Below are 17,887 nucleotides of genomic sequence, written 5' to 3' on the forward strand. Positions count from 1 at the left end.
CCTAGTGGACCTCGACGCCCCGCGCGCGCAGACGCTCCATCATGCCCGCGCTATCGAGACCATTGAGTTGCAGCAGTTCACCGGTGGAGGCCGTGGTTTCGCCACGCTGCCAGGCGAGGATCTCGAGACTCCCATAGCGGGCCCGCTGTAGGACCGGCTCCAGCGCCGTGGCTGGTCCGCCGCTTACGGCCACCAGAAGATCGCCATCGAAAAGCTCGTGAAAGCGCTCGTCCTCCAGGAAATGCCGGTCGGGTTCCGCCACCGTATCCACGGGCAGATCACCCGGACGATAGAGCGCCCGTGGATTGACCACAGAGACGACGCGCACGCGATAACCGGAGCGGACCAGAGGTTCTTGCAACGCCAGCACGGGTTCCAGAATCATGTCGCCCAAGACCGCAAAAACGATACTGCCTTTGCTGCCAGCGCCGGCCTCGGCCACGGCGATGGCGCCATCGCGCAAAGCGCGCCGGCTCGCTTCCAGGGTCAGCCGTACCGGGAGGGGACTCTTGGAGGCAATGATGGCCATCACCCGATTGTAGCTTGTGGCTGCGTATTCGTAGGCCACCTGGATGCTGTTGGCGTCGCAGGGATAGAGCAGGAAGACGTTGCCATTGCGCATCTGGGCGGCGATATAGGCCTCTATTTCCGGCCGTTGGTGGGTCCAGCCATTGCGTCCCTGCTCCAGAGCACCGGCAGTGAACATGCACACTACCGAGGGCGTGCGCCGGCGCAGTTCCGCCATGGCCTGGCCCACCGTCTGGACGATAGGCCAGCCGTTGATGGCAAAGGATTCGTAGGACAGCCAGAGGGAACGACTGCCAAAAAGGGCCAGCGCTGCCGCCAATCCCGCGCAGGCATCCTCGCTCAAGGGCTCGTAGACCTGGCCATTGGGATCCTGATTGTAGGCGGGATCGGCAATGGGATGCCGGATTTTCAGGGCATCGTTGATGTTCTTCATATTGGATGCTTCGTTGCCGTCGGCATTGCTCACCACCAAGCGTCGATCCTGCTGACCCAGCCACGCCACCAAGGCACCCATGGCGGTGGATGGTACGGCCTTTTCGCCTACGGGAAACTCCTGCAAGGGAAAGTCGCCGAGGGGAGGCAACTCCAAAACCTTTTCAGTCACGACGGTACGTCCCGCGGGTCCGCCGCCGGCCCGGACGCAGTTTTCCCGCACTAACTCCCATGCCTCCGGCGCCAGGGCATGACGTTCCAGGGCGCTGCGGATCGTGGGCGAGTCCAGGGTATCGGCGGGATGCAGGTTGTGCGCCTTGGCCCCGGTGGTATGGACACCGGCACCCTTGAGCTGCTTGATGATGAAGGCCGTGTGGGTACCCGCCAGAGCGCTCTCCGCCGCCTTGGCCACGCCCGCCAAAACGGCGGCGGTGAAGGCCAGGCGCGCCTCTGGCGAGAAACGCGTGGCATCGACAAAAGCTCCCTCCTGCCCGACGTCGTCGTAATCCTTGGCATCCACCAGGATCACCTCGTCAAAATCGTGGGCTCGCCAGTACTCGCGCATCTGCGCGTTGCTCATGCGCGCCACCATGGAGTGGTGCTCCTGACTGAAACCGTTCCACACCAACACCGGCAGGTAATTGGTTACCTGCGGATAGGCGAAATGGAAATGTTTCATGGCGCTGAGCACATAGGGCTCGCCGAGACCGCCGTCGCCAATGGTCACCGGAAAGAGTACGCCGGGGTGAAGCAGCGCCCCCGCCAAGGCAAAATGCTGACCCTGACCCAAAGGCCCGGCCGGGGCAAGGAGTCCCGGGATCGCGCCCGACAGGTGCCCCAAGAGTCCGTGTCGCTCGCGGTAGCGCTGGGCAAAGTCCTCCATGGTGAAGATGCCCATGGCTTCGAGGGAGCGATCCAGAAACATCGCGCTGTAGAAACCCGGGGCGTGATGGCCCACTTCCGTGACGATGTTGGTGTGCCCCAGCATGACCAATGCTGCATAGGCATCGGCGCTGGAGGCAAAGCCGCCGGGATGGCCCGAGGCCTTGGCGGCACAGACCTGCAAGGTGCAGTAACGCAATGCATCGGCCAGGAGTAGACACTGGTAAACGGCCGCAGCGTCGCTGGGGTCTGCAATACGCCCGGACTCCAACTGAACGGCAGGACGCTTTCCGTGGTGCGCGTGCTCGGGCCACAGCGCGCCAAAATAGGACATGCCGTGGGTGAAGGGAGTGGAGGCCTGGGCTGTTGGCTGCTGCACGTTGCTCATGAAAGGGGGTCCTTGTCGGCGGTATTTGTCCTCACTCTAGGAACAAACCTAAGATTTCGCAATGAGGATCTTTTTTACATGGTGAAAACGCGGTGGTCACAAAACGGATGCAGCCGGGTATTCAGGTCATCGATCGCCTCCGCGCGCTCCTAGAGGCCCTGGCGGCGGCCGGCGGTGAAGCAACGCTTAAAACGCTGGCCGCCGACACCGGTCTACCCATATCTACCGCCTTTCGCATCCTGGCAGCGGCCGAGGCCAACGGCATCATCCAGCGCGATGCACGGGGTCACTACGCCTTCGCTCCCCGCCTTGCCGAATGGGCTGAACTCATCGCCGGTCGCAACGATCTGTGCACCCTCGCCAGACCCAGCCTGGTCTGGCTGCGGGATCAGGTTCGCGAGACCGTCAATCTGAGCATCCAGGAGCAGGATGAGGTCCTCTACATCGACCGCGCGACGCCAGCGCGCATGATGCGCGTCGAACAAATCATCGGCATCCGCGCGCCGCTCCACTGCACGGCTGTGGGCAAACTCATGTTGGCGCAGCAGGATCCCGCCGCCATCGCCGCCTACGCACTGCGGACTGGCCTGCGCGCCCTCACGCGCCACAGCATTGCCTCGCAGCCATCGCTGGTGCGGGAGCTGGAGAATATTCGCCGCCTAGGCTACGCCCTGGACAATGAAGAGACCGAAGAGGGCGTGGGTTGTATCGCCGTGCTTCTCGATGCCGATCTACCGTGGACCGTGGGCCTTAGCATATCCGCGCCCATAGAGCGGCGTGAGCTCGCTTGGGTGAAGCCACTGCACGAGACGGTGCGGCGCATCCAGCGCGCCCTGCGCGGACGCAAAGTGACTCTGAATGTGCACTACCCGCAAGTTCCCGCGCAGTCCCGCCCCTGAGTTTCACAGCTCCAGCAGCCATGCCCGAGGATGGCGCAGAAAAGCCTTCAAATCGCGATTTTCACATAGCGAAATAAAACCAGGTGGCGAAACAATTCGGCCTGATCTAGCCTCAATATGTTCCTTCCTCACGTAAAATGGATAAGCATATCACTTCCTTATGAATTACTATTCCGATATCGGCCTGATCGCTTACGTGGACGGGAAGGAATCCAGAAGAATGGCATTGCCATCCTGGGGAATGTTTCCTGCATCCGGAGGCAACATCATGGAAATAAAGGAACAAGCGGAGTACTCTTCACCCTACCGCTGGGTCATGGCAGCAGTGGCAGGTATCATCATGACCACGAGCTTTATGTCGTTGACGGCTTTTGGCGTGGCCGCCCCGGCCATGGCCAAGGCCATGGATATTCCCCCAAGCACCCTCTCGACGGCGGGCATAGACGCTTTTTCTGTGGGTTTGTTCGTCGCCTTTTTTCTGGGACACGGCGGTATCTTCGATACCCGCATCAAACTTGGTGTGCTGTTGGCGCAAGCCTTTCTCATCGTCCCGCAGATACTTCTGCCGCTCCTCATGCCCCTGACCAAATCCTTGACCCTATTGATCGCCTTGCGTTTTTGCCAGGGTCTGATGATCATGATGATCGCCCTCTTTTCCCTACAGCTGGCGGGCTGGTTTCGTTCTAGTCAACGGGGTATATCGCTGGCGGCCATGCTTGGCGCTATCACCCTCGGCGGCGCGGTGGGCGGTATCGTCACCGGCAGTCTCAGCAGACTTGGCTGGCAAAACGTCTATTACATCACCGCGGGAATCATGGTTTTGGGCGCCGTGGTGTATTTTCTCTTTGCCCGCGACGCCGCCGGCCATGCAGCAGATATCCAATTGTCCAAGCAGAACTCCCACCACAAGAGCGTCTGGTCCTACCCCATGACCTGGATCATGGGGATCGTTCAGATACCCAATAATTGGACGCTTTTCACCATTGGTGGATTTCTGCCGCTCTACGCCTACCATTTGGGCTATCAGCCGCAACAGACTGGCAACGTGATGTTTATCTGGGGACTTATGGGCTTCCTGATAGCTATCCTGGGTGCCCTGCTTGGCGATCACTGGGCCAGGCAAGACAACTCCCACCGGAATTTCGTCAATGCCCGCCTGCGGGTCATCACCCTTGCCAACACCTCCGTGATCGTCGGCGCGCTGATGATTCTCTACCTCGCTCCCATCTCCTACGCCTGGTTTCTGGTGTCGGCTCTGGTGGTGGCCTGCACCATGGCAACCCCGCCAAATTACTGGGCCTCCCCCTGCAACTGCTTCGCCGTTGCGAGCATGGGGGCGGGCGCTTTTGCCATCGGCGTCATCTCCAACTCCGTCAGCGCGGTGGGGCCGGTGGCCTCATCGGTCCTCATCGACACCGTAGGTTGGTCCGGAGTCTTCTGGGTCATGGCCATCCTGGCTGCCCTCGGGCTCATGGTCAATGAAATAGCCATGCGCGCCTCGCTGCCCATCGAGACAGAGGCGAATCGGCAGACTGAGCCTCACGGCGACATGGGAGCGGCGCTGGGCTGATGTAGCCCAGGTCGCCAGAGTCGGGTTCCGGGGCCTGGGAGCAGAGGCCCAGGACGGCGGCAATACTCGCCGCCGTCCGTTCCAGGTTTGCTGCTGCCGTCGCCACGATATCTGCTTCGGGCAACACGTCCGACAGCGTTGTGAACAGAGCCGAAGCACCCAGGTTTTGCCAGTCTTCCCTGCCGATGCGTGCCCTGCCGGCAATGACGATGGTGGGTTTGTCGTGCTTTCGCGCCAGCCGCAGAACTCCGGCCACGGTCTTGCCGTGCAGTGTCTGCTCATCGATGCAGCCCTCACCGGTTATGACCAGATCGCTGGCAGCGATGCGGGCCTCGAGATCTACCAGTTCGGCGATGGCCTCTACCCCAGGTCGCAACCGGGCTCCCAAAAAGATGCAGGCAGCACCAAGACCACCCGCCGCACCAGCGCCGGGACTGTGCACCACATCCCGGGGACAATGGCGTTGCAGGTGCCCGGCGTAGCAGCGCATACCCTCCTCGAGAAGGGCCTGCATGGACGTCGTCGCCCCCTTCTGCGGTCCATACACCCACGTTGCCCCCTGAGGACCTAGCAGGGGATTGTCAACATCACAGATCACCTCGAACTGGGTGTGCGCAAGGCGCGGATCCAGACCACTGAGATCCAACTTCCGGATGGCCGCCAGATGCTTGCCAGCGGGCGCGAGTTCCTGTCCACCCGCATCCAGGAAACGGACACCCAGGGCGCAGAGCATACCCATTCCCCCGTCGTTGGTGGCACTACCTCCAATGCCGAGGACGATGCGTTTCACACCCAGATCCAGTGCCGCGCGCAGCAGATCGCCCGTCCCCAGGGTACTGGTTTCCAGTGGATTGCGCTGTGCCGACGATAGGCGCAATAGACCGCTGGCCGTGGCCATTTCCAGAACGGCGGTGCGACTGCAGTCCACCAAGGCCATACGGGCCTGTACCAAGCGTCCCAGAGGATCCCGGACCCTTACTGTCTGAAAGCTTCCGCCAAGCGCAGCGACAACGACCGCCATGGTCCCGTCACCGCCGTCCGCCAGGGGCAATGGGGTACAATGGGCGTGCGGAAGGTAGCGGACGAAGGACGCGCGCACGATCTCCGCCACTTCATGGGCGCGCATGCTACCTTTGAAGTGGTCCGGTGCGATCAATATGCGCATGGGCAGTCTCCCCGTGAAGATCCGGCGCTGATCCTGTTGCCGCGCGCCGCGACACCACACAGTAAAAAAGACGACACCGACAGGATATCGCGAAGTCCCCCTTGGCGGGAGCGCCGGCGCCTTCGTCTCGAGAAGCGGGCTATCCGTGCTTAGGGAGCGATACTCGCGTCATCCAGCTGGAGGATGGCCTGAATGAGGCGGTTGGAATGCTGCATGAGTTCAGTCTCCCAGCGCCTTGCCTCGGCGGTGTTGCCGGCAGCCGAAAGCTCCATGATCTTCTGGGACGCCCCGTGAAAATCCCGGTGTATCCGGTCTATGGAGTCGATGAGCGCCTGGGCCTCCCCAGAAAAATCCGCCTTGCGCGGAAAAACCTCGGCGTACCACCACAAACCGAAATCGCATCGATCGTGGGGTTTGTGGCAGGTGCAGGCTACTTCTTCCGCCAGGCAGGCGCGGACCCGTTTGAGGTAATTGGCGTGGGCAGCGATGGCACGCAGGTGTTGCACCGGGAGTACCTCCTTATGCGCACAACGGGAGTCGTGACACCGGGGCGGCTTTTCAGGCGCTCACGCGCTGGCGACGGGCTGGAGGGTCCATGCGCCCGTTTCGACATTCACCACGTTTTAGTAATTCGCCTACCGGCCAGGATATCGATGCGGCGGTATTTGTGACGTGAAAACCGGATAGGTATGGTCTGAAGATTTTGGTGGAGCCAAGCGGGATCGAACCGCTGACCTCTTGAATGCCATTCAAGCGCTCTCCCAGCTGAGCTATGGCCCCACAGTGTCTGCGCACGATAGCCAAAGCGCTGAATCCTGTCAAGCGCCCAAGCCCGTCATTCCCTTTCAGTCCCTATCCAGGCGCTTCAGCCAGCGATAAACGCTACGCTCGCTCACCCCAAGATATTCCGCTACCTGGCGGCGATTGCCCTGAAAGCGCTCGAGTAGGTCCAGCAGATCCGCGGGGCACTGCCCACGCCCCGGTGCCGGTCGTGGACGCGCCGCCGGTACGCTGGGCATGGCCGAACTCTCGGGCGTGGCGGGGTGGAAAAACTCCAGATGCTTGGCTTCGATGATCGGACCATCGGCCAGAGCCGCCGCTTTCTGGAGTATGTTGCGCAGTTCGCGCACGTTTCCCGGGAAGTTGTAGGCGCACAGCCGCCGCTCGGCTTCCCGGGAGAGCGTCCAATGCCCGCTCCAGTCGCGCCCGATGCGCTCCAGCAGCACCTTGGCAATGCCCGGAATGTCCTCGCGCCGATCGCGTAGTGGCGGCAGATCAATGGTGATGGCCGCCAGACGGTAGTACAGATCCTCTCGAAAATGCCTTTGCGCAGCCATGGCGCGCAAATCGCGATTGGTGGCGGCCACCACCCGCACATCGGCACGAAGATTGTCGTTGCCGCCCAAACGGCGGAAGCTGCCGGTTTCCAATACCCGCAGCAGCTTGGCCTGCATGCCCAGGGGCAACTCTCCCACCTCATCCAGAAAGAGCGTGCCTCCGTGCGCCTGTTCGTACAATCCGAGCTTGCGCCCGACACAGCCGGTAAAGGCGCCGCGTTCATGACCGAAAATCTCGCTCTCAAAGAGATTCTCCGGGAGTGTCGCGCAGTCCACCGTAATCAAGGGGCCGGCGGCTCGGGAAGAAAAGTGGTGGATGGCTTGGGCCGCCAACTCTTTTCCCACCCCACTCTCGCCAAACAGCAGGATGCTCGCATCCGTCCGTGCCGCCATTTCGAGGTGATGCAGACAGCGCAGAAACGCCGGAGATTTGCCCACCATGCGCAGATCGTTGCAGGTGATGGCATCGTCCTGGGGAGGGAGGCGAATGATTTCTTCCCCCAGGTAGGTGCGACCACTCGGGTCGTGCAGGACGTGTCCGCGGATGCGCACGTGCTCGGCGTGATTGTTCTGATCGTAATGGATGTGCCGCACCTCGTGCGCCTGACCGGTACGAAATACCGCTTGGTGGGGGCAATCCTCGCCGCGCATGTGACAGGGGATGGGAGAGTGGTGGGAAATCTCGTGGCAATGCTTGCCGACGATCTCCTCGCGACGCACACCATAGGCCTCCCGGTAGGCGCGATTGGCGGCGACAATGCGGTAATCCCGGTCGATGAGGACCATGGGATTCTGCTGAATGTTCAAGGCCGACTCGAGCTCCAGGGCGGTCTCGGAAACGCTGCTGTCACCGTGCAGTCGCGCCGGGTCCAAGCTATTGCGTAGTTTTTCCATAAGGCACCTGGTGGTAAGTATCCCTGGGTAAAATCCATAACCTGACCAACGTACTCAAGAATCATACGAAACTTTTTTTCTCATGGATGCACTGAATTTTTTTATGATTTCCACCCCCTGTCGGAGCGTGGCAAGTCCTTCCCCCACCTGTCAGTGATAGTCATGACACGTCATGACAAATAAAAAACAACTTTGCCCAGAATTCCGGTCAAGAGCAAACCAAAAAACCATATTATTAGCATAGTTATATATTACGTTTTATTTATTTATCAGCATAATCAGATGGCAAGAGTGTAAGCTCGCAAATTTTGGAAAAGTGGCACGCCATCTGCTATCCGTTAAATAGCGAAGCTCAGATGCGGAGGATTCATGGCGGGTTTATTCATCATTTGCTTGAGCGGTGATCGGGAGCGTTTGCAATTTGCAGCCATGGCGGCTTCGGTGGCGGCGGTATCGGGGACGGAGGTACAGGTGTTTCTGTCCATGAATGCCTTTCCCTATTTCGTCAAGGGCCACGCCAAGGAGGCGCCGGCCGAGGGCGCCGTTGGCCAGGCCATGGAACGGCACCAGGTGCCGCCCTTCTTTCAGATCTTCGAACAGGCGGTGGAACTGGGGGATGCCAAGATCTGGGCCTGTTCCATGGCCATGGACGTCCTGGGGGTGAAGGAAGACGGGCTCGAATCCATCGTCGCCGGCCCCATGGGCTTGACCAAGTTTTTCAGCGATGCCGAAGGCAGCACCGTGCTGACCTTCTGAGCGCACACCGGGGATCGGGGGGCGCCCAGCCTCCGATCGGAGCGAGACGAGAGCCTAAGGAGACAGATATGGCAGAACGGACGGTGGATGCCCGCGGCAGTTTTTGCCCGGGTCCGTTGATGGAACTCATTGCCAACATGAAGAGCATGCAGGTGGGGGATACCTTGGAGTTGCTCTCCACCGACGCCGGTTCGGCGGCGGACGTGCCGGAGTGGGTCAAGAAAGTCGGCCACGAGATGGTGGATACCCAGCAGGACGGTGAGGGTACCTGGCACATCAAGGTACGCAAGGCGAAGTGAGCAGGTTCCGCAGCGCCCAGCCGTGAGGAGGAATCCGGCGACCAGGCGTTGCGGGCGGGATACGGCAGGGAGTCCATGGGGACTCCCGCACACAGATCGAGGAGCGCAGTCATGAGAGTTCTCGTTGTCGGCGGCGGTATGGGCGGTACCATTTTTGCCAATCATTTGGCGCGGCGGATCCACCACGAACTGAAGACGGGCAAGGCCCGCATCACCATGGTGTCGGCCACCCACGAACACGTCTATCAGCCGGGCTGGCTGTACGTGGCCATGGGGCGCGCCACCCCCGATGAGTTGGTGCGCGAGCAGCAGAGTCTGCTCGAACCCGGCATCGATTTCCACGTGGACCCGGTGGAGGAGTTCCACCTTGCCGAGAACCACGTCAAGTGCAAGAGCGGCAAGGTCCACGAGTACGACCTCATCGTCATCTCCACGGGCTCGCGGCCCTTGCCGGAGAATATTCCGGGCCTCAAGGAAAACTCGGTGGACTGCTATTCCGCCGAACGGGCGATGCAGTTCTATGACCGCCTGTCCCAGTTCAAGGGGGGCCGCATCGTCGTTACCGTAGGCCTGCCCCACAAGTGCCCCATGATCCCGCTGGAAGTCACCTTTGCCATGTACGACTTCATCAAGGATCGGGGACTCCTGGACAAGACCGAGTTCTACTACACCTACCCCATCGGTCGGGTGCACAGCTTGGAGAACGTGGCCAAGTGGGCCGCTCCGGAGTTCGACGCCAAGGGCATCAAGTACGAGACCCTCTTCAACATGAAGGAAGTGGATGGCAAGAACGGCTGTGTGCGCAGTGAGGAAGGGGGCGAGGTGAAGTTCGATCTGCTCGTCGGTGTGCCGCCCCACAAGGGTCAGGAAGTCATCGAGAAGAACGGCCTCGGGGAAAACGGCTGGATCCCCACCAACCGCCACAGCCTGCACATGGAAGGGGAGCACGGCAAGAACGTCATCGTCCTCGGCGATACCACCAACCTGCCCATCTCCAAGGCCGGTTCCACGGCCCACTTCGAGGCGGAGACGGCGGCGGAGAACGTGGCGGCGGTGGTGAAGATGGGCCATCCGGTCAAGAGCTACGACGGCAAGGTCTTCTGCTTCATCGAAGCGGGCAAGGACCGCGCCACCTACGCCATGTTCAACTACCAGAACCCGCCCCAGCCCAAGGCGCCCACCGGTGCCGTGCACGCCTTCAAGATGGCGTACAACAAGCTCTACTGGGCGACGGCCCGAGGTCTGCTCTAAAGGAGGTGTCCCATGGCTGCCGTATTGGATACCCAGCACGAGCAGGAACTGCAACAGGCGCAGGAAGCCCTTGTCCACTTGGTGCGCAACGGCGATCTGGAGCGCATCGTCCACCTCGCCCGCCTCTTGGGGGCGGCGGGGGATTCCCTGAGCGACGAGATGGTGGGACGGCTGGCGGAGGTGGCCAGCGATGGCCTCGATCTCCTGGATCGGGTCAACCGCAGCCACATCAAGGAAGCCCTTCCCGCCATCTCTGCCCTGGTGCACAACGGCGACCTCGACCGTATCGTCCACCTTGCGCGGATGATGGGCGCCGCCGGCGACTCCCTCAACGACGAGATGGTGGGACGGCTGGCGGGACTGGCGACGGACGCCCTCTGCCTGCTGGACCGTGCCACGCGCACCGGGGTCATCGATCGGCTCTTACACGTGGCCGAAAAGCTGGATCAACAGCACGTGCTCACGGACTTCATCCAGTGCCTGGAGGGCGCCGCCGAAGAGGCCAGTAAAGCGCCGCCAGCCAAGGGCGGGATTGCCGGTCTCTGGGAGATCATGAAACAACCCGAAACCCAGCAGACCATCCAGTTCCTCATGCTGGTGGGCAAGCACTTCCGCTCCTGCCAGCTCAAGCACTGATTTCCACACCAGTTCTCTCGCCCCGCTTGAAGCCCCAGCCTCGGTCGGGGCTTTTTTGCCTATGGGCTCGCCCACCGGGGAGTGTGCGGAAACATGGCGGAAATATTTGAGCGCTACCGTCTCAGCTCAGCTTGCTTATGGGGAAGCCAGCATGTCCTGTACCTTGAAGAGGATCGTTCCGTTTGTCCTTGGTCTCGCCGTGGCTGGCACGAGCATCGCCGGCGATCCGATGGGAGGGAAGGAGCCCGGTTCCTATCTCGACCTGCTGCCTGTCACGTCCAGCCTGTTCCCCGTGGCGAAAGGATGGGTACTGGCTTCTTACGGACACGTTCAGAGCGGGCGATTCTGGGGGGCACAGTACACCGTCCTTCCGGGAGCCGTTCCTCTGTGCACGGATCGTCAAAACTGCGAAAACTCCGCGGGAGTCGTGAACTTCGAATTGCGCGACGAGGCGCGGCGTTGCAAGCACGAAGCCGCCGTCACCGAAGAACCGGCCAACGGCCCGGCCCGCTTCGGGGTCAGTTATGTCGTTGCTGACGTTACCTGCTCGGACGATTGGGGCGATTGGGCTGACCTTGGCGTGCCTAACTTTTCCGAATTCCGTGGGGCCAGTAAAAACAGCGCCAACACCCTATATGCCTTCCTCTTCACAAAAGACGGGGAGGACGCGGGCTTTCCCGAAGGAAGCTTCGCCCAATTGCGAAACTGGCTTCTAACGCACGGTTGGGAAAGCATTGGGGATGGGAAAAGCAGATACCGCTCGCCCTACTTTGCGGATTCGCGAACCCGGGGAGACCTTGGCGTAGTAAAAATCGAGAGGGAAGCCTTCGCCCATCCCACTCCCACAAAAGGCGTCTGTTTTCTTGAGACCACATTCTCCCTGGCCACCCTGCCGGCCTCGGTACCATTGGCGTCCGCCGGTTTCAAAAGCTGCTGCGGTCCTTTGGGGACGGCAGCGCACCCCGAGGGCTTCTGCGGCTACGCCGTAAAACCGAAGGCCGTAAAACCCAAGTGAGCGTTTAGCCTTTGTCTTTCTGCTGGTAGCGTTTGCGGCGGAAAAGATCGGTCTTGCGCGATACCAGCCGGTCCAGAAAGAGGAAGCCGTCCAGGTGGTCCATCTCGTGCTGGACGGCGCGGGCCTCGAAACCAGCGCACTCAAAGATGCGACTGCGTCCGTCCAGATCCTGAGCCTGCACCTGGATGCGCTCGGCGCGGATGACGTTGCCCGTAAAATCGGGCACGGACATGCAGCCTTCCCGACCCACCGCCATTCCTTCCCAGGCGATGAGTTCGGGGTTGATGAGGCAGAGAAAACCGTGGCAGTCGTCGCCCAGCTTTGGGCGCACGTCCACCAGAACGATGCGCTGCAGGCGATCCACCTGAGGTGCGGCAATACCCACCCCGCCGGGACCGGCGTACATGGTCTCGGTGAGGTCGGCGACGAAGCTGCGCAGCTCCTCGTCGAACTGCTCCACGGGCTCCGCCTTGCGGTGCAGGCGTGGGTCGGGATAGGTGAGAATAGGCAGCACAGCCATGGTCAGAACAGTGCCGTATCGATGGGGTGGACGCCGATCTCGATGGCCTCACGGCTCTTGAGGGGCTCGAGCACCTCGCGCACTTCGGCAATACCCCCGGGCGCCGAGCCCTGGATGACCATGACGTAGATGGGGCGCTCGGGGTTGCCCGATTGTTCGCTCTCCAACTCGACGATATTGAAGCGCACCGAGGCCAGTGCCTGAGTGACGCTGGCGACGATACCGGCGTGATCGGCACCGTAGACCGTCACCCGCACGTTGGGCTCGTCTGCCGCCGCTGGCGCACTGGAGATGGGATCCAGATGGATGCGCAGATTGAGGGCCTTCATGGCCGGGTCCAGGGCCGTCTCTACGGCGCCCAGATCGCGGCTGTAATGGATGATCTGCATGATGGTGAAATACCCGCCAAGGCGCATCATGGAGGCATCGCCGATGGCGCAGTCGGCGGTGTGCAGGGCTTGGGTCACGGCGGCGACGATACCGGGGCGGTCTTCACCGATGACCGTCAAGAGGGCTTGGCTCATATCAATCTCCTAGGGCAAGACTTCGGGCCTGAACCAGATAACGGAAGCAATATTCCAACAGCTCCAGGTGGTGGCGGGCGGCGTGGGCGTCGGGGCCCCAGGCCGTCAGACCGTGGCGGTGGATCAGCGCCCCGGGTACGCGCGGCCGGTGCCGAGCAAACTCTGCATCCATGCGCACCGCTATGGCCGCGACATCCACAAGGTTCGGGAAGACCGGCAGGTCTACCTCGGGCTCGGCATCGGGTACGCCAAGCCCCTTGAGCATTTCCAGGGGCGGCAAACGCAGCGCCCCATCCCGGGCAAAGTGGCCGCAGAGATTGGCTTCCACCGAGTGGACGTGAAAGATCCAACGGGCCTCGGCAAAATGCCGGTAGATCACCCGGTGGATGGCCGTTTCCGCCGAGGGCTTGCGCATTGCCGCCGCCTCCAGCACGCGGCCCTCGTCATCCACCCGCACGAAATCGGTCTCCGTCAGCAAGTCCTTGGGACGACCGCTGGCGGTGATCCAAAAACTGTCGTCTGGGAGCCTCGCCGAGAGATTACCCGCCGTGCCCAGCATCCAGCCGCGACGATAGAACTCGCGCGCGCTGGCGGCGAGCATGGCACGGGGATCCTCGCAAAGTTCAGCGGGCTGCATGGACGGCCTCCAGGGCGGGCAGGATATCGAAAAAAGTCTCGAAGGCTTGCCAGGGGCGCTGCTCCCTTTGCAGGTACTCCGCCAGGCGGTCGCGGGCAAAGACGCGCGGGCACTGACGGGCCAGGGCGAGGTCGGTGACGGAGTCACCAATGCAGATGGCCTGCTCCGGAGCATAGTGGGCGTAGACGGCGGGCTTGCTCACCAGTTCATCGGCACTCTCCCAGGGCGAATAGGGATGCAGAAAGGGGCCGCTACGATCCACTTCCAGGCCATGGACCGCCGAGATGGCGGAGCGGAAGGGAGCCAGCACCAGCTCGGCCATGGCCTGAAAGCCGCCCGTGACCACCAGCAGTGACCAGCCTGCCGCACGGCTAGCCTCGGCAAACTCGGCAAAACCCGCGCGGATATGGGCTGAGCGCACAACAAAGTCCTCCATCTCTGGCCAGGCAGCGCTGGGGATGGTCTCGAGAATACGACGCAGACCATCCCGAAGGCTCACGCGCAAGGCGTAGATCTCCGGCAAGGTGCGGGCCGACTCGACCGGAGCAAAGCGCCGCAGCAGCGCCACGAAGATCTCTTCCTCGACGATGGTGCCGTCGAAATCGCAAAAGATCCAGCGCCCGCTCACCCCCCACCCCACTTTTCCAGGGCTCGGTGCAGGGGCCCCGGGGGAACGGCTTCCAAGCGGAGGGACTCGCCCTGCTGCCAGCGCTCCCAGGCCTCGAAAAAGGCCAGCACCCCGGGCCCGATGCCATCGGGATGATCCATGATGCCTGTGCCGGCGTTGAGGATGACCTCGCAACCGTAGTCACCGAGGATCTGCGCCAGGGTACCCGGATGGACACCGGCAGAGGGTACGGGCGCGACGGCACGTGCCCGCAGGGCAGCGACGATGGCCGTCTCGTCCGCAGCAGAGAAGGGCAGGCTCCCATAGTGCGCTGGATACAGCACGGCATCGGCTCCGGCATGGGCCATGAGGGTACCCAGCACCACACCATAGGCGAGACCATGCTCCGGGGCGCCGCACAGCGCGCCAGCAAAAGCGGGATGGGCGAAGATGGGCACGGCCACCTCCGGGTCCCGGACCAGGGCCTCCAGCACGGCAAATCCATAGGTCAGGACATTGAGCAGCAGGGCATTGGCGCCCTCTGCCACCAAGCGGCGGGCCTGCTCCTGTAGACTGCGGGCGTCGCCCGAGAGATTCACGGCGTAGAGCAGATCGCGACCACTGCGATCGCGCCGGGCCTCGATGATGGGCGCACAGGCACGCCAGCGTTCGAGGACAGGCGCTTCCGCCAGGTCCGGCAGGATCTCGTCGTCCTTGATGATGTCGAGCCCTGCCATGGCCGCCTGGGCAAGAATCTCAGCATGTCCGGCGGCATCGAGGCCCAGGGCCGGCTTGAAAATGGCCATAATGAGGGGGCGTCCGTGGACATCGAGCCGCTGGCGCAGGCCCGGCAGACCGAAGCGCGGCCGCAGTCCGTAATCCGCGGGCAGGCGCAGCGCCAGGATGCGCGCCACCCCACCCAGGGAATACTTGCCGAAGATCATGGTCAGCAGGGCACCCATGGAGCCATCGAGGTTCCCCCGCGGAAAGGCGATGGTGGCCACCGTGCCCCCATCCTCCTGGAGCGCCAAGGACCGGACCTCGCCAAGGTGACTGCGCAACTCTTTTTCCCGGTGACTGTGGCGGGCATGCCAGCTACCCGCCGTCTGTCCCACCGCCAGCATCTGCGCCTGCCGCGCGCCGTCGGCCCCAGGCGGAAAGCGGTAATCCACCTCGATCCAGGAGTGTCCCGCCGGTAAATCCTTGGACCGCTCGTCCTCAGCCGGCATCATGCGTGGGGGAACTGCTGCTGCGGTGTGTCGCTGTAGACGGGTACCCAGCCACCACGGGCACTGAAGTAGCGCACCGCCTTGATCCGCCGCAGTCCATTCAGCCGAAACCAGTGCTCCACACCCGCGGGAATATGTAGATAGTCGCCGGCCTCCACCGTCAGCTCCAGCTGACGACCATCGTCCAGCACAAAGCCAAAGACACCCTCGCCATCGACGATATAGCGGACCTCTTCGTCGTCGTGGCGATGGATACCGCCAAAACGTCGGTCCAGCGTCTCCAGGTCCGGGTGTTCTGGGTAGAGGACCACAAGGTCCCGCTCGCGATAACCACGCTCCGCCTGCAAACGATGAAAAACCGGATCGAGGGCCCGCAACAGGGCCTCCTGCTCTAGCGCGTCCAGAGTCGGACGCGCCAGAAGTGCCAGGGCTTCGGGATGCTCCGGCAAGGCCAAGGCCTCCCAGACCACGCCGAGGTTGGCCAGCAAGGCTACCGGGTCCTCCGCAGCCGTGTGCGTCGAGGCATTTCCCCATTGCACTCCTATCATGTGCCCACCTCCCTCCAGATCAGGCTTGCCATGCGTCCCGTCTGTCCATCCCGACGGTGTGAAAAGAAGCGCGCCGCATCCGTTGCCGTACAGAGCCCGGACGGCGTTACCGAGGTCACTCCCAAAGCCCGCAGACGGTGCCGGGCAAGGCCCGGAAGATCGGCCAAGAAGCGACCTTTGTCCGGCACGGCGCGCGCATCTGCCGCGGGCATGTCCTCGACGGCCCGGAAGAAAGCCCCAGCCCCCGGATCCTGGGCAAGGAAAGCCGCACGAACCTCGGCCCCGACCACGTAGCGCTGCGGCCCGATGGCCGGACCCAAGTATACCAAAATTTCGCGGGCGGCAACGCCCATGGCCGCGATACCTCGCTCCAGCACCCCCGCCAGAAGCCCTCGCCAGCCGGCGTGGAAGGCCCCGATACGCCGTCCGTCCCGGCTACAGGCAAGCACCGGTAGACAGTCGGCGCTGAGAATGGCCAGGACTATTCCGGGGCCTGTACAAACGGCGCCATCCGCTTCCGCTGGCGACCATTGGCGGGCAGGCGTCACCGAGGCATCGACGATGTGCGCGCCATGCACCTGACGCAGCCAGCGGGGTGCGCCGGGCAAGGCGAGACAATCCTGCAGTTGCGCCCGATTCCGGGCGACGCGCTCGGGGTTGTCGCCGACATGATCCCCCAGATTGAAACTGGCGAAGGGTGCCGAGCTGACTCCGCCCGTGCGCAGGCTCACCGCCGCCCGCACGGCCACCGGACGATCCCAGTCGGGAAAAAGGAAATCGGCCTCAGTGACCATTTTGCCCGGCAGAGCGCAAGACCTGCAGAAGTTCGTCCATATCCGTTGGCATGGCCACCTCCCACTGACAGGTGTCGCCGGACTCGGGGTGCTCGAGGATCAGCCGCCAGGCGTGCAGTGCTTGACGCCGAAAGGCCTGCCAGCGGGCAAGACCGGCAGCGCCAAGCCCCGCCGGCAGGATGGGACGACCACCGTAGAGCGGGTCGCCCACCAGAGGATGCCCGAGGTGGCGCATGTGCACCCGGATCTGATGCGTGCGTCCGGTAGCCAGGCGCAGACGCAGCAGACTGTGGCGCGGAAAGCGCTCCACCAGCCGATAGTCGGTTCGGGCGGGGCGGCCATCGCGCCGTACCGTCATGCGCAGTCGGTCCTGGGGGTGACGGCCGATGGGGGCCTCCACATGACCGCCGCCCGTCAAGGCGCCCTGCACCAGGGCCAGGTATTCCCGATGCATGCTGCGATCGGCCAACTGCGCAATGAGGGACTGGCGGGCCAGCTCCGTCTTGGCCACCACCAGAAGGCCACTGGTATCCATATCCAGGCGATGCACGATTCCGGCCCGCGGCAGACGCTCATTGGCCGGGCAGTGGGCCAGGACCGCGTTGGCCAGGGTCCCCCGAGGTCTTCCGGCGCCGGGGTGCGTGGCCAGCCCCGCGGGCTTGTCGATCACCAGGAGTTGCGAATCCTCGTGCACGATGGTGAGATCCATGGCCTCGGCCTGCCAGTGCTCCGCGGGCGTCTGGGGCAGATGCAGGACGACGCCCTCGCCGCCGCGGATACGGTAGCTGGGACGATGCGCGCTCCCATCGACGAGCACGCTGCCCTGCTGCAGGAGCGTCTGCAGGCGGCTGCGGCTAAGCTCAGGCAGCAATTCCTTGAGCACCGCGTCAAGGCGCTGTCCGGCGCCTTCCACTGGCAAAGTCAGAGCAAGTTCCGTACTATCGTCGTCCATGGCTCGCCACTATAGACCATCGTC

General features: G+C 62.7%; 19 protein-coding genes and 1 tRNA gene. 7 read left to right on the forward strand and 13 right to left on the reverse strand.

Going from position 1 to position 17,887, the window contains the following annotated elements; genetic code table 11:
* Position 1: 1 nt before the first annotated feature.
* Positions 2–2,230 (reverse strand): phosphoketolase family protein, encoded by a 2,229-nt coding sequence (locus tag ACAty_RS11270; protein ID WP_004868675.1) that lies wholly within the window; start codon positions 2,228–2,230, stop codon positions 2–4.
* Positions 2,231–2,322: 92 nt separating this feature from the next.
* Between ACAty_RS11270 and ACAty_RS11275 the strand changes: the two genes are divergently transcribed.
* Positions 2,323–3,129, forward strand: coding sequence for an IclR family transcriptional regulator (locus tag ACAty_RS11275; RefSeq protein WP_193787411.1), 807 nt, complete (start codon positions 2,323–2,325; stop codon positions 3,127–3,129).
* Between the two features lie 268 nt (positions 3,130–3,397).
* Positions 3,398–4,699 carry an MFS transporter gene (locus tag ACAty_RS11280; RefSeq protein ID WP_226824470.1) on the forward strand — a complete coding sequence of 434 codons (1,302 nt, stop codon included), beginning with the start codon at positions 3,398–3,400 and terminating at the stop codon, positions 4,697–4,699.
* Here ACAty_RS11280 and ACAty_RS11285 read toward each other — a convergent pair.
* The 4 genes from ACAty_RS11285 to ACAty_RS11300 all read right to left on the reverse strand — a co-directional run bounded on the left by ACAty_RS11285 (position 4,605) and on the right by ACAty_RS11300 (position 8,095).
* Positions 4,605–5,864 carry a glycerate kinase gene (locus ACAty_RS11285; protein WP_064306320.1) on the reverse strand — a complete coding sequence of 420 codons (1,260 nt, stop codon included), beginning with the start codon at positions 5,862–5,864 and terminating at the stop codon, positions 4,605–4,607. The genes ACAty_RS11280 and ACAty_RS11285 overlap by 95 nt on opposite strands.
* A gap of 149 nt (positions 5,865–6,013) precedes the next feature.
* Positions 6,014–6,370, reverse strand: a complete 357-nt coding sequence (locus ACAty_RS11290; RefSeq protein ID WP_004868681.1) for a CZB domain-containing protein — start codon at positions 6,368–6,370, stop codon at positions 6,014–6,016.
* Positions 6,371–6,568: 198 nt separating this feature from the next.
* Positions 6,569–6,644 (reverse strand) — tRNA-Ala (locus ACAty_RS11295).
* A 65-nt stretch (positions 6,645–6,709) separates the two neighbouring features.
* Positions 6,710–8,095 (reverse strand): sigma-54 interaction domain-containing protein, encoded by a 1,386-nt coding sequence (locus ACAty_RS11300; RefSeq protein WP_004868683.1) that lies wholly within the window; start codon positions 8,093–8,095, stop codon positions 6,710–6,712.
* A gap of 369 nt (positions 8,096–8,464) precedes the next feature.
* Here ACAty_RS11300 and ACAty_RS11305 point away from each other — a divergent pair, with 369 nt between their 5' ends.
* The 5 genes from ACAty_RS11305 (at position 8,465) to ACAty_RS11325 (ending at position 12,052) form a co-directional block, all read left to right on the forward strand.
* Positions 8,465–8,851, forward strand: coding sequence for a DsrE/DsrF/DrsH-like family protein (locus ACAty_RS11305; protein WP_004868685.1), 387 nt, complete (start codon positions 8,465–8,467; stop codon positions 8,849–8,851).
* Between the two features lie 68 nt (positions 8,852–8,919).
* Entirely contained in the window at positions 8,920–9,150 is a 231-nt protein-coding gene (locus tag ACAty_RS11310) for a sulfurtransferase TusA family protein (protein ID WP_004868686.1), read from the forward strand.
* 111 nt (positions 9,151–9,261) lie between these two features.
* A complete protein-coding gene (locus tag ACAty_RS11315; RefSeq protein ID WP_004868689.1) occupies positions 9,262–10,401 on the forward strand; it encodes an NAD(P)/FAD-dependent oxidoreductase in 1,140 nt (379 codons plus the stop codon).
* A gap of 12 nt (positions 10,402–10,413) precedes the next feature.
* On the forward strand, positions 10,414–11,037 hold the full coding sequence (locus ACAty_RS11320) for a helical membrane plugin domain-containing protein (RefSeq protein ID WP_004868691.1): 624 nt from the start codon (positions 10,414–10,416) through the stop codon (positions 11,035–11,037).
* A 151-nt stretch (positions 11,038–11,188) separates the two neighbouring features.
* Positions 11,189–12,052 (forward strand): hypothetical protein, encoded by an 864-nt coding sequence (locus tag ACAty_RS11325; RefSeq protein WP_014003422.1) that lies wholly within the window; start codon positions 11,189–11,191, stop codon positions 12,050–12,052.
* 4 nt (positions 12,053–12,056) lie between these two features.
* On the opposite strand, the gene def is transcribed toward ACAty_RS11325, so the two are convergent.
* From def to ACAty_RS11365, 8 genes are read right to left on the reverse strand one after another with little or no spacing between them, the layout of a single operon-like run.
* Positions 12,057–12,572 carry a peptide deformylase gene (def, locus tag ACAty_RS11330; protein WP_004868694.1) on the reverse strand — a complete coding sequence of 172 codons (516 nt, stop codon included), beginning with the start codon at positions 12,570–12,572 and terminating at the stop codon, positions 12,057–12,059.
* Positions 12,573–12,574: 2 nt separating this feature from the next.
* The gene (locus ACAty_RS11335; RefSeq protein WP_004868696.1) at positions 12,575–13,096 is read right to left on the reverse strand and encodes a glycine cleavage system transcriptional repressor; all 522 of its coding nucleotides are present in this window, start codon (positions 13,094–13,096) and stop codon (positions 12,575–12,577) included.
* A gap of 1 nt (position 13,097) precedes the next feature.
* Entirely contained in the window at positions 13,098–13,733 is a 636-nt protein-coding gene (mtnB, locus tag ACAty_RS11340; RefSeq protein ID WP_004868699.1) for a methylthioribulose 1-phosphate dehydratase, read from the reverse strand.
* On the reverse strand, positions 13,720–14,361 hold the full coding sequence (locus tag ACAty_RS11345; RefSeq protein WP_004868700.1) for an HAD-IB family phosphatase: 642 nt from the start codon (positions 14,359–14,361) through the stop codon (positions 13,720–13,722). Before ACAty_RS11345 ends, mtnB begins: the two co-directional genes overlap by 14 nt.
* Positions 14,358–15,572 (reverse strand): 2,3-diketo-5-methylthiopentyl-1-phosphate enolase, encoded by a 1,215-nt coding sequence (locus tag ACAty_RS11350; RefSeq protein ID WP_004868702.1) that lies wholly within the window; start codon positions 15,570–15,572, stop codon positions 14,358–14,360. The genes ACAty_RS11345 and ACAty_RS11350 overlap by 4 nt, the downstream gene beginning before the upstream one ends.
* Positions 15,569–16,117: a cupin domain-containing protein gene (locus ACAty_RS11355; protein WP_004868704.1), complete on the reverse strand. Its 549-nt coding sequence runs from the start codon at positions 16,115–16,117 to the stop codon at positions 15,569–15,571. Before ACAty_RS11355 ends, ACAty_RS11350 begins: the two co-directional genes overlap by 4 nt.
* Complete coding sequence (gene pgeF, locus ACAty_RS11360) at positions 16,114–16,911, reverse strand: peptidoglycan editing factor PgeF (protein ID WP_004868706.1); 798 nt, start codon at positions 16,909–16,911, stop codon at positions 16,114–16,116. The genes ACAty_RS11355 and pgeF overlap by 4 nt, the downstream gene beginning before the upstream one ends.
* On the reverse strand, positions 16,901–17,863 hold the full coding sequence (locus ACAty_RS11365) for an RluA family pseudouridine synthase (protein WP_004868708.1): 963 nt from the start codon (positions 17,861–17,863) through the stop codon (positions 16,901–16,903). Before ACAty_RS11365 ends, pgeF begins: the two co-directional genes overlap by 11 nt.
* Between the last annotated feature and the right edge of the window lie 24 nt (positions 17,864–17,887).

The sequence above is a fragment of the Acidithiobacillus caldus ATCC 51756 genome (genome assembly GCF_000175575.2).
In the GTDB taxonomy this organism is placed as follows: Bacteria; Pseudomonadota; Gammaproteobacteria; order Acidithiobacillales; family Acidithiobacillaceae; genus Acidithiobacillus_A; species Acidithiobacillus_A caldus.

What these genes read in the sequence shown, in the direction of transcription:
- ACAty_RS11270 (WP_004868675.1), bottom strand. Translation starts at nt 2,230, where the DNA reads ATGAGCAACGTGCAGCAGCCAACAGCCCAGGCCTCCACTCCCTTCACC.
- ACAty_RS11280 (WP_226824470.1), top strand. Translation starts at nt 3,398, where the DNA reads ATGGAAATAAAGGAACAAGCGGAGTACTCTTCACCCTACCGCTGGGTC.
- ACAty_RS11285 (WP_064306320.1), bottom strand. Translation starts at nt 5,864, where the DNA reads ATGCGCATATTGATCGCACCGGACCACTTCAAAGGTAGCATGCGCGCC.
- ACAty_RS11300 (WP_004868683.1), bottom strand. Translation starts at nt 8,095, where the DNA reads ATGGAAAAACTACGCAATAGCTTGGACCCGGCGCGACTGCACGGTGAC.
- ACAty_RS11305 (WP_004868685.1), top strand. Translation starts at nt 8,465, where the DNA reads ATGGCGGGTTTATTCATCATTTGCTTGAGCGGTGATCGGGAGCGTTTG.
- ACAty_RS11310 (WP_004868686.1), top strand. Translation starts at nt 8,920, where the DNA reads ATGGCAGAACGGACGGTGGATGCCCGCGGCAGTTTTTGCCCGGGTCCG.
- ACAty_RS11315 (WP_004868689.1), top strand. Translation starts at nt 9,262, where the DNA reads ATGAGAGTTCTCGTTGTCGGCGGCGGTATGGGCGGTACCATTTTTGCC.
- ACAty_RS11320 (WP_004868691.1), top strand. Translation starts at nt 10,414, where the DNA reads ATGGCTGCCGTATTGGATACCCAGCACGAGCAGGAACTGCAACAGGCG.
- ACAty_RS11325 (WP_014003422.1), top strand. Translation starts at nt 11,189, where the DNA reads ATGTCCTGTACCTTGAAGAGGATCGTTCCGTTTGTCCTTGGTCTCGCC.
- def (WP_004868694.1), bottom strand. Translation starts at nt 12,572, where the DNA reads ATGGCTGTGCTGCCTATTCTCACCTATCCCGACCCACGCCTGCACCGC.
- ACAty_RS11335 (WP_004868696.1), bottom strand. Translation starts at nt 13,096, where the DNA reads ATGAGCCAAGCCCTCTTGACGGTCATCGGTGAAGACCGCCCCGGTATC.
- mtnB (WP_004868699.1), bottom strand. Translation starts at nt 13,733, where the DNA reads ATGCAGCCCGCTGAACTTTGCGAGGATCCCCGTGCCATGCTCGCCGCC.
- ACAty_RS11350 (WP_004868702.1), bottom strand. Translation starts at nt 15,572, where the DNA reads ATGATGCCGGCTGAGGACGAGCGGTCCAAGGATTTACCGGCGGGACAC.
- ACAty_RS11355 (WP_004868704.1), bottom strand. Translation starts at nt 16,117, where the DNA reads ATGATAGGAGTGCAATGGGGAAATGCCTCGACGCACACGGCTGCGGAG.
- pgeF (WP_004868706.1), bottom strand. Translation starts at nt 16,911, where the DNA reads ATGGTCACTGAGGCCGATTTCCTTTTTCCCGACTGGGATCGTCCGGTG.
- ACAty_RS11365 (WP_004868708.1), bottom strand. Translation starts at nt 17,863, where the DNA reads ATGGACGACGATAGTACGGAACTTGCTCTGACTTTGCCAGTGGAAGGC.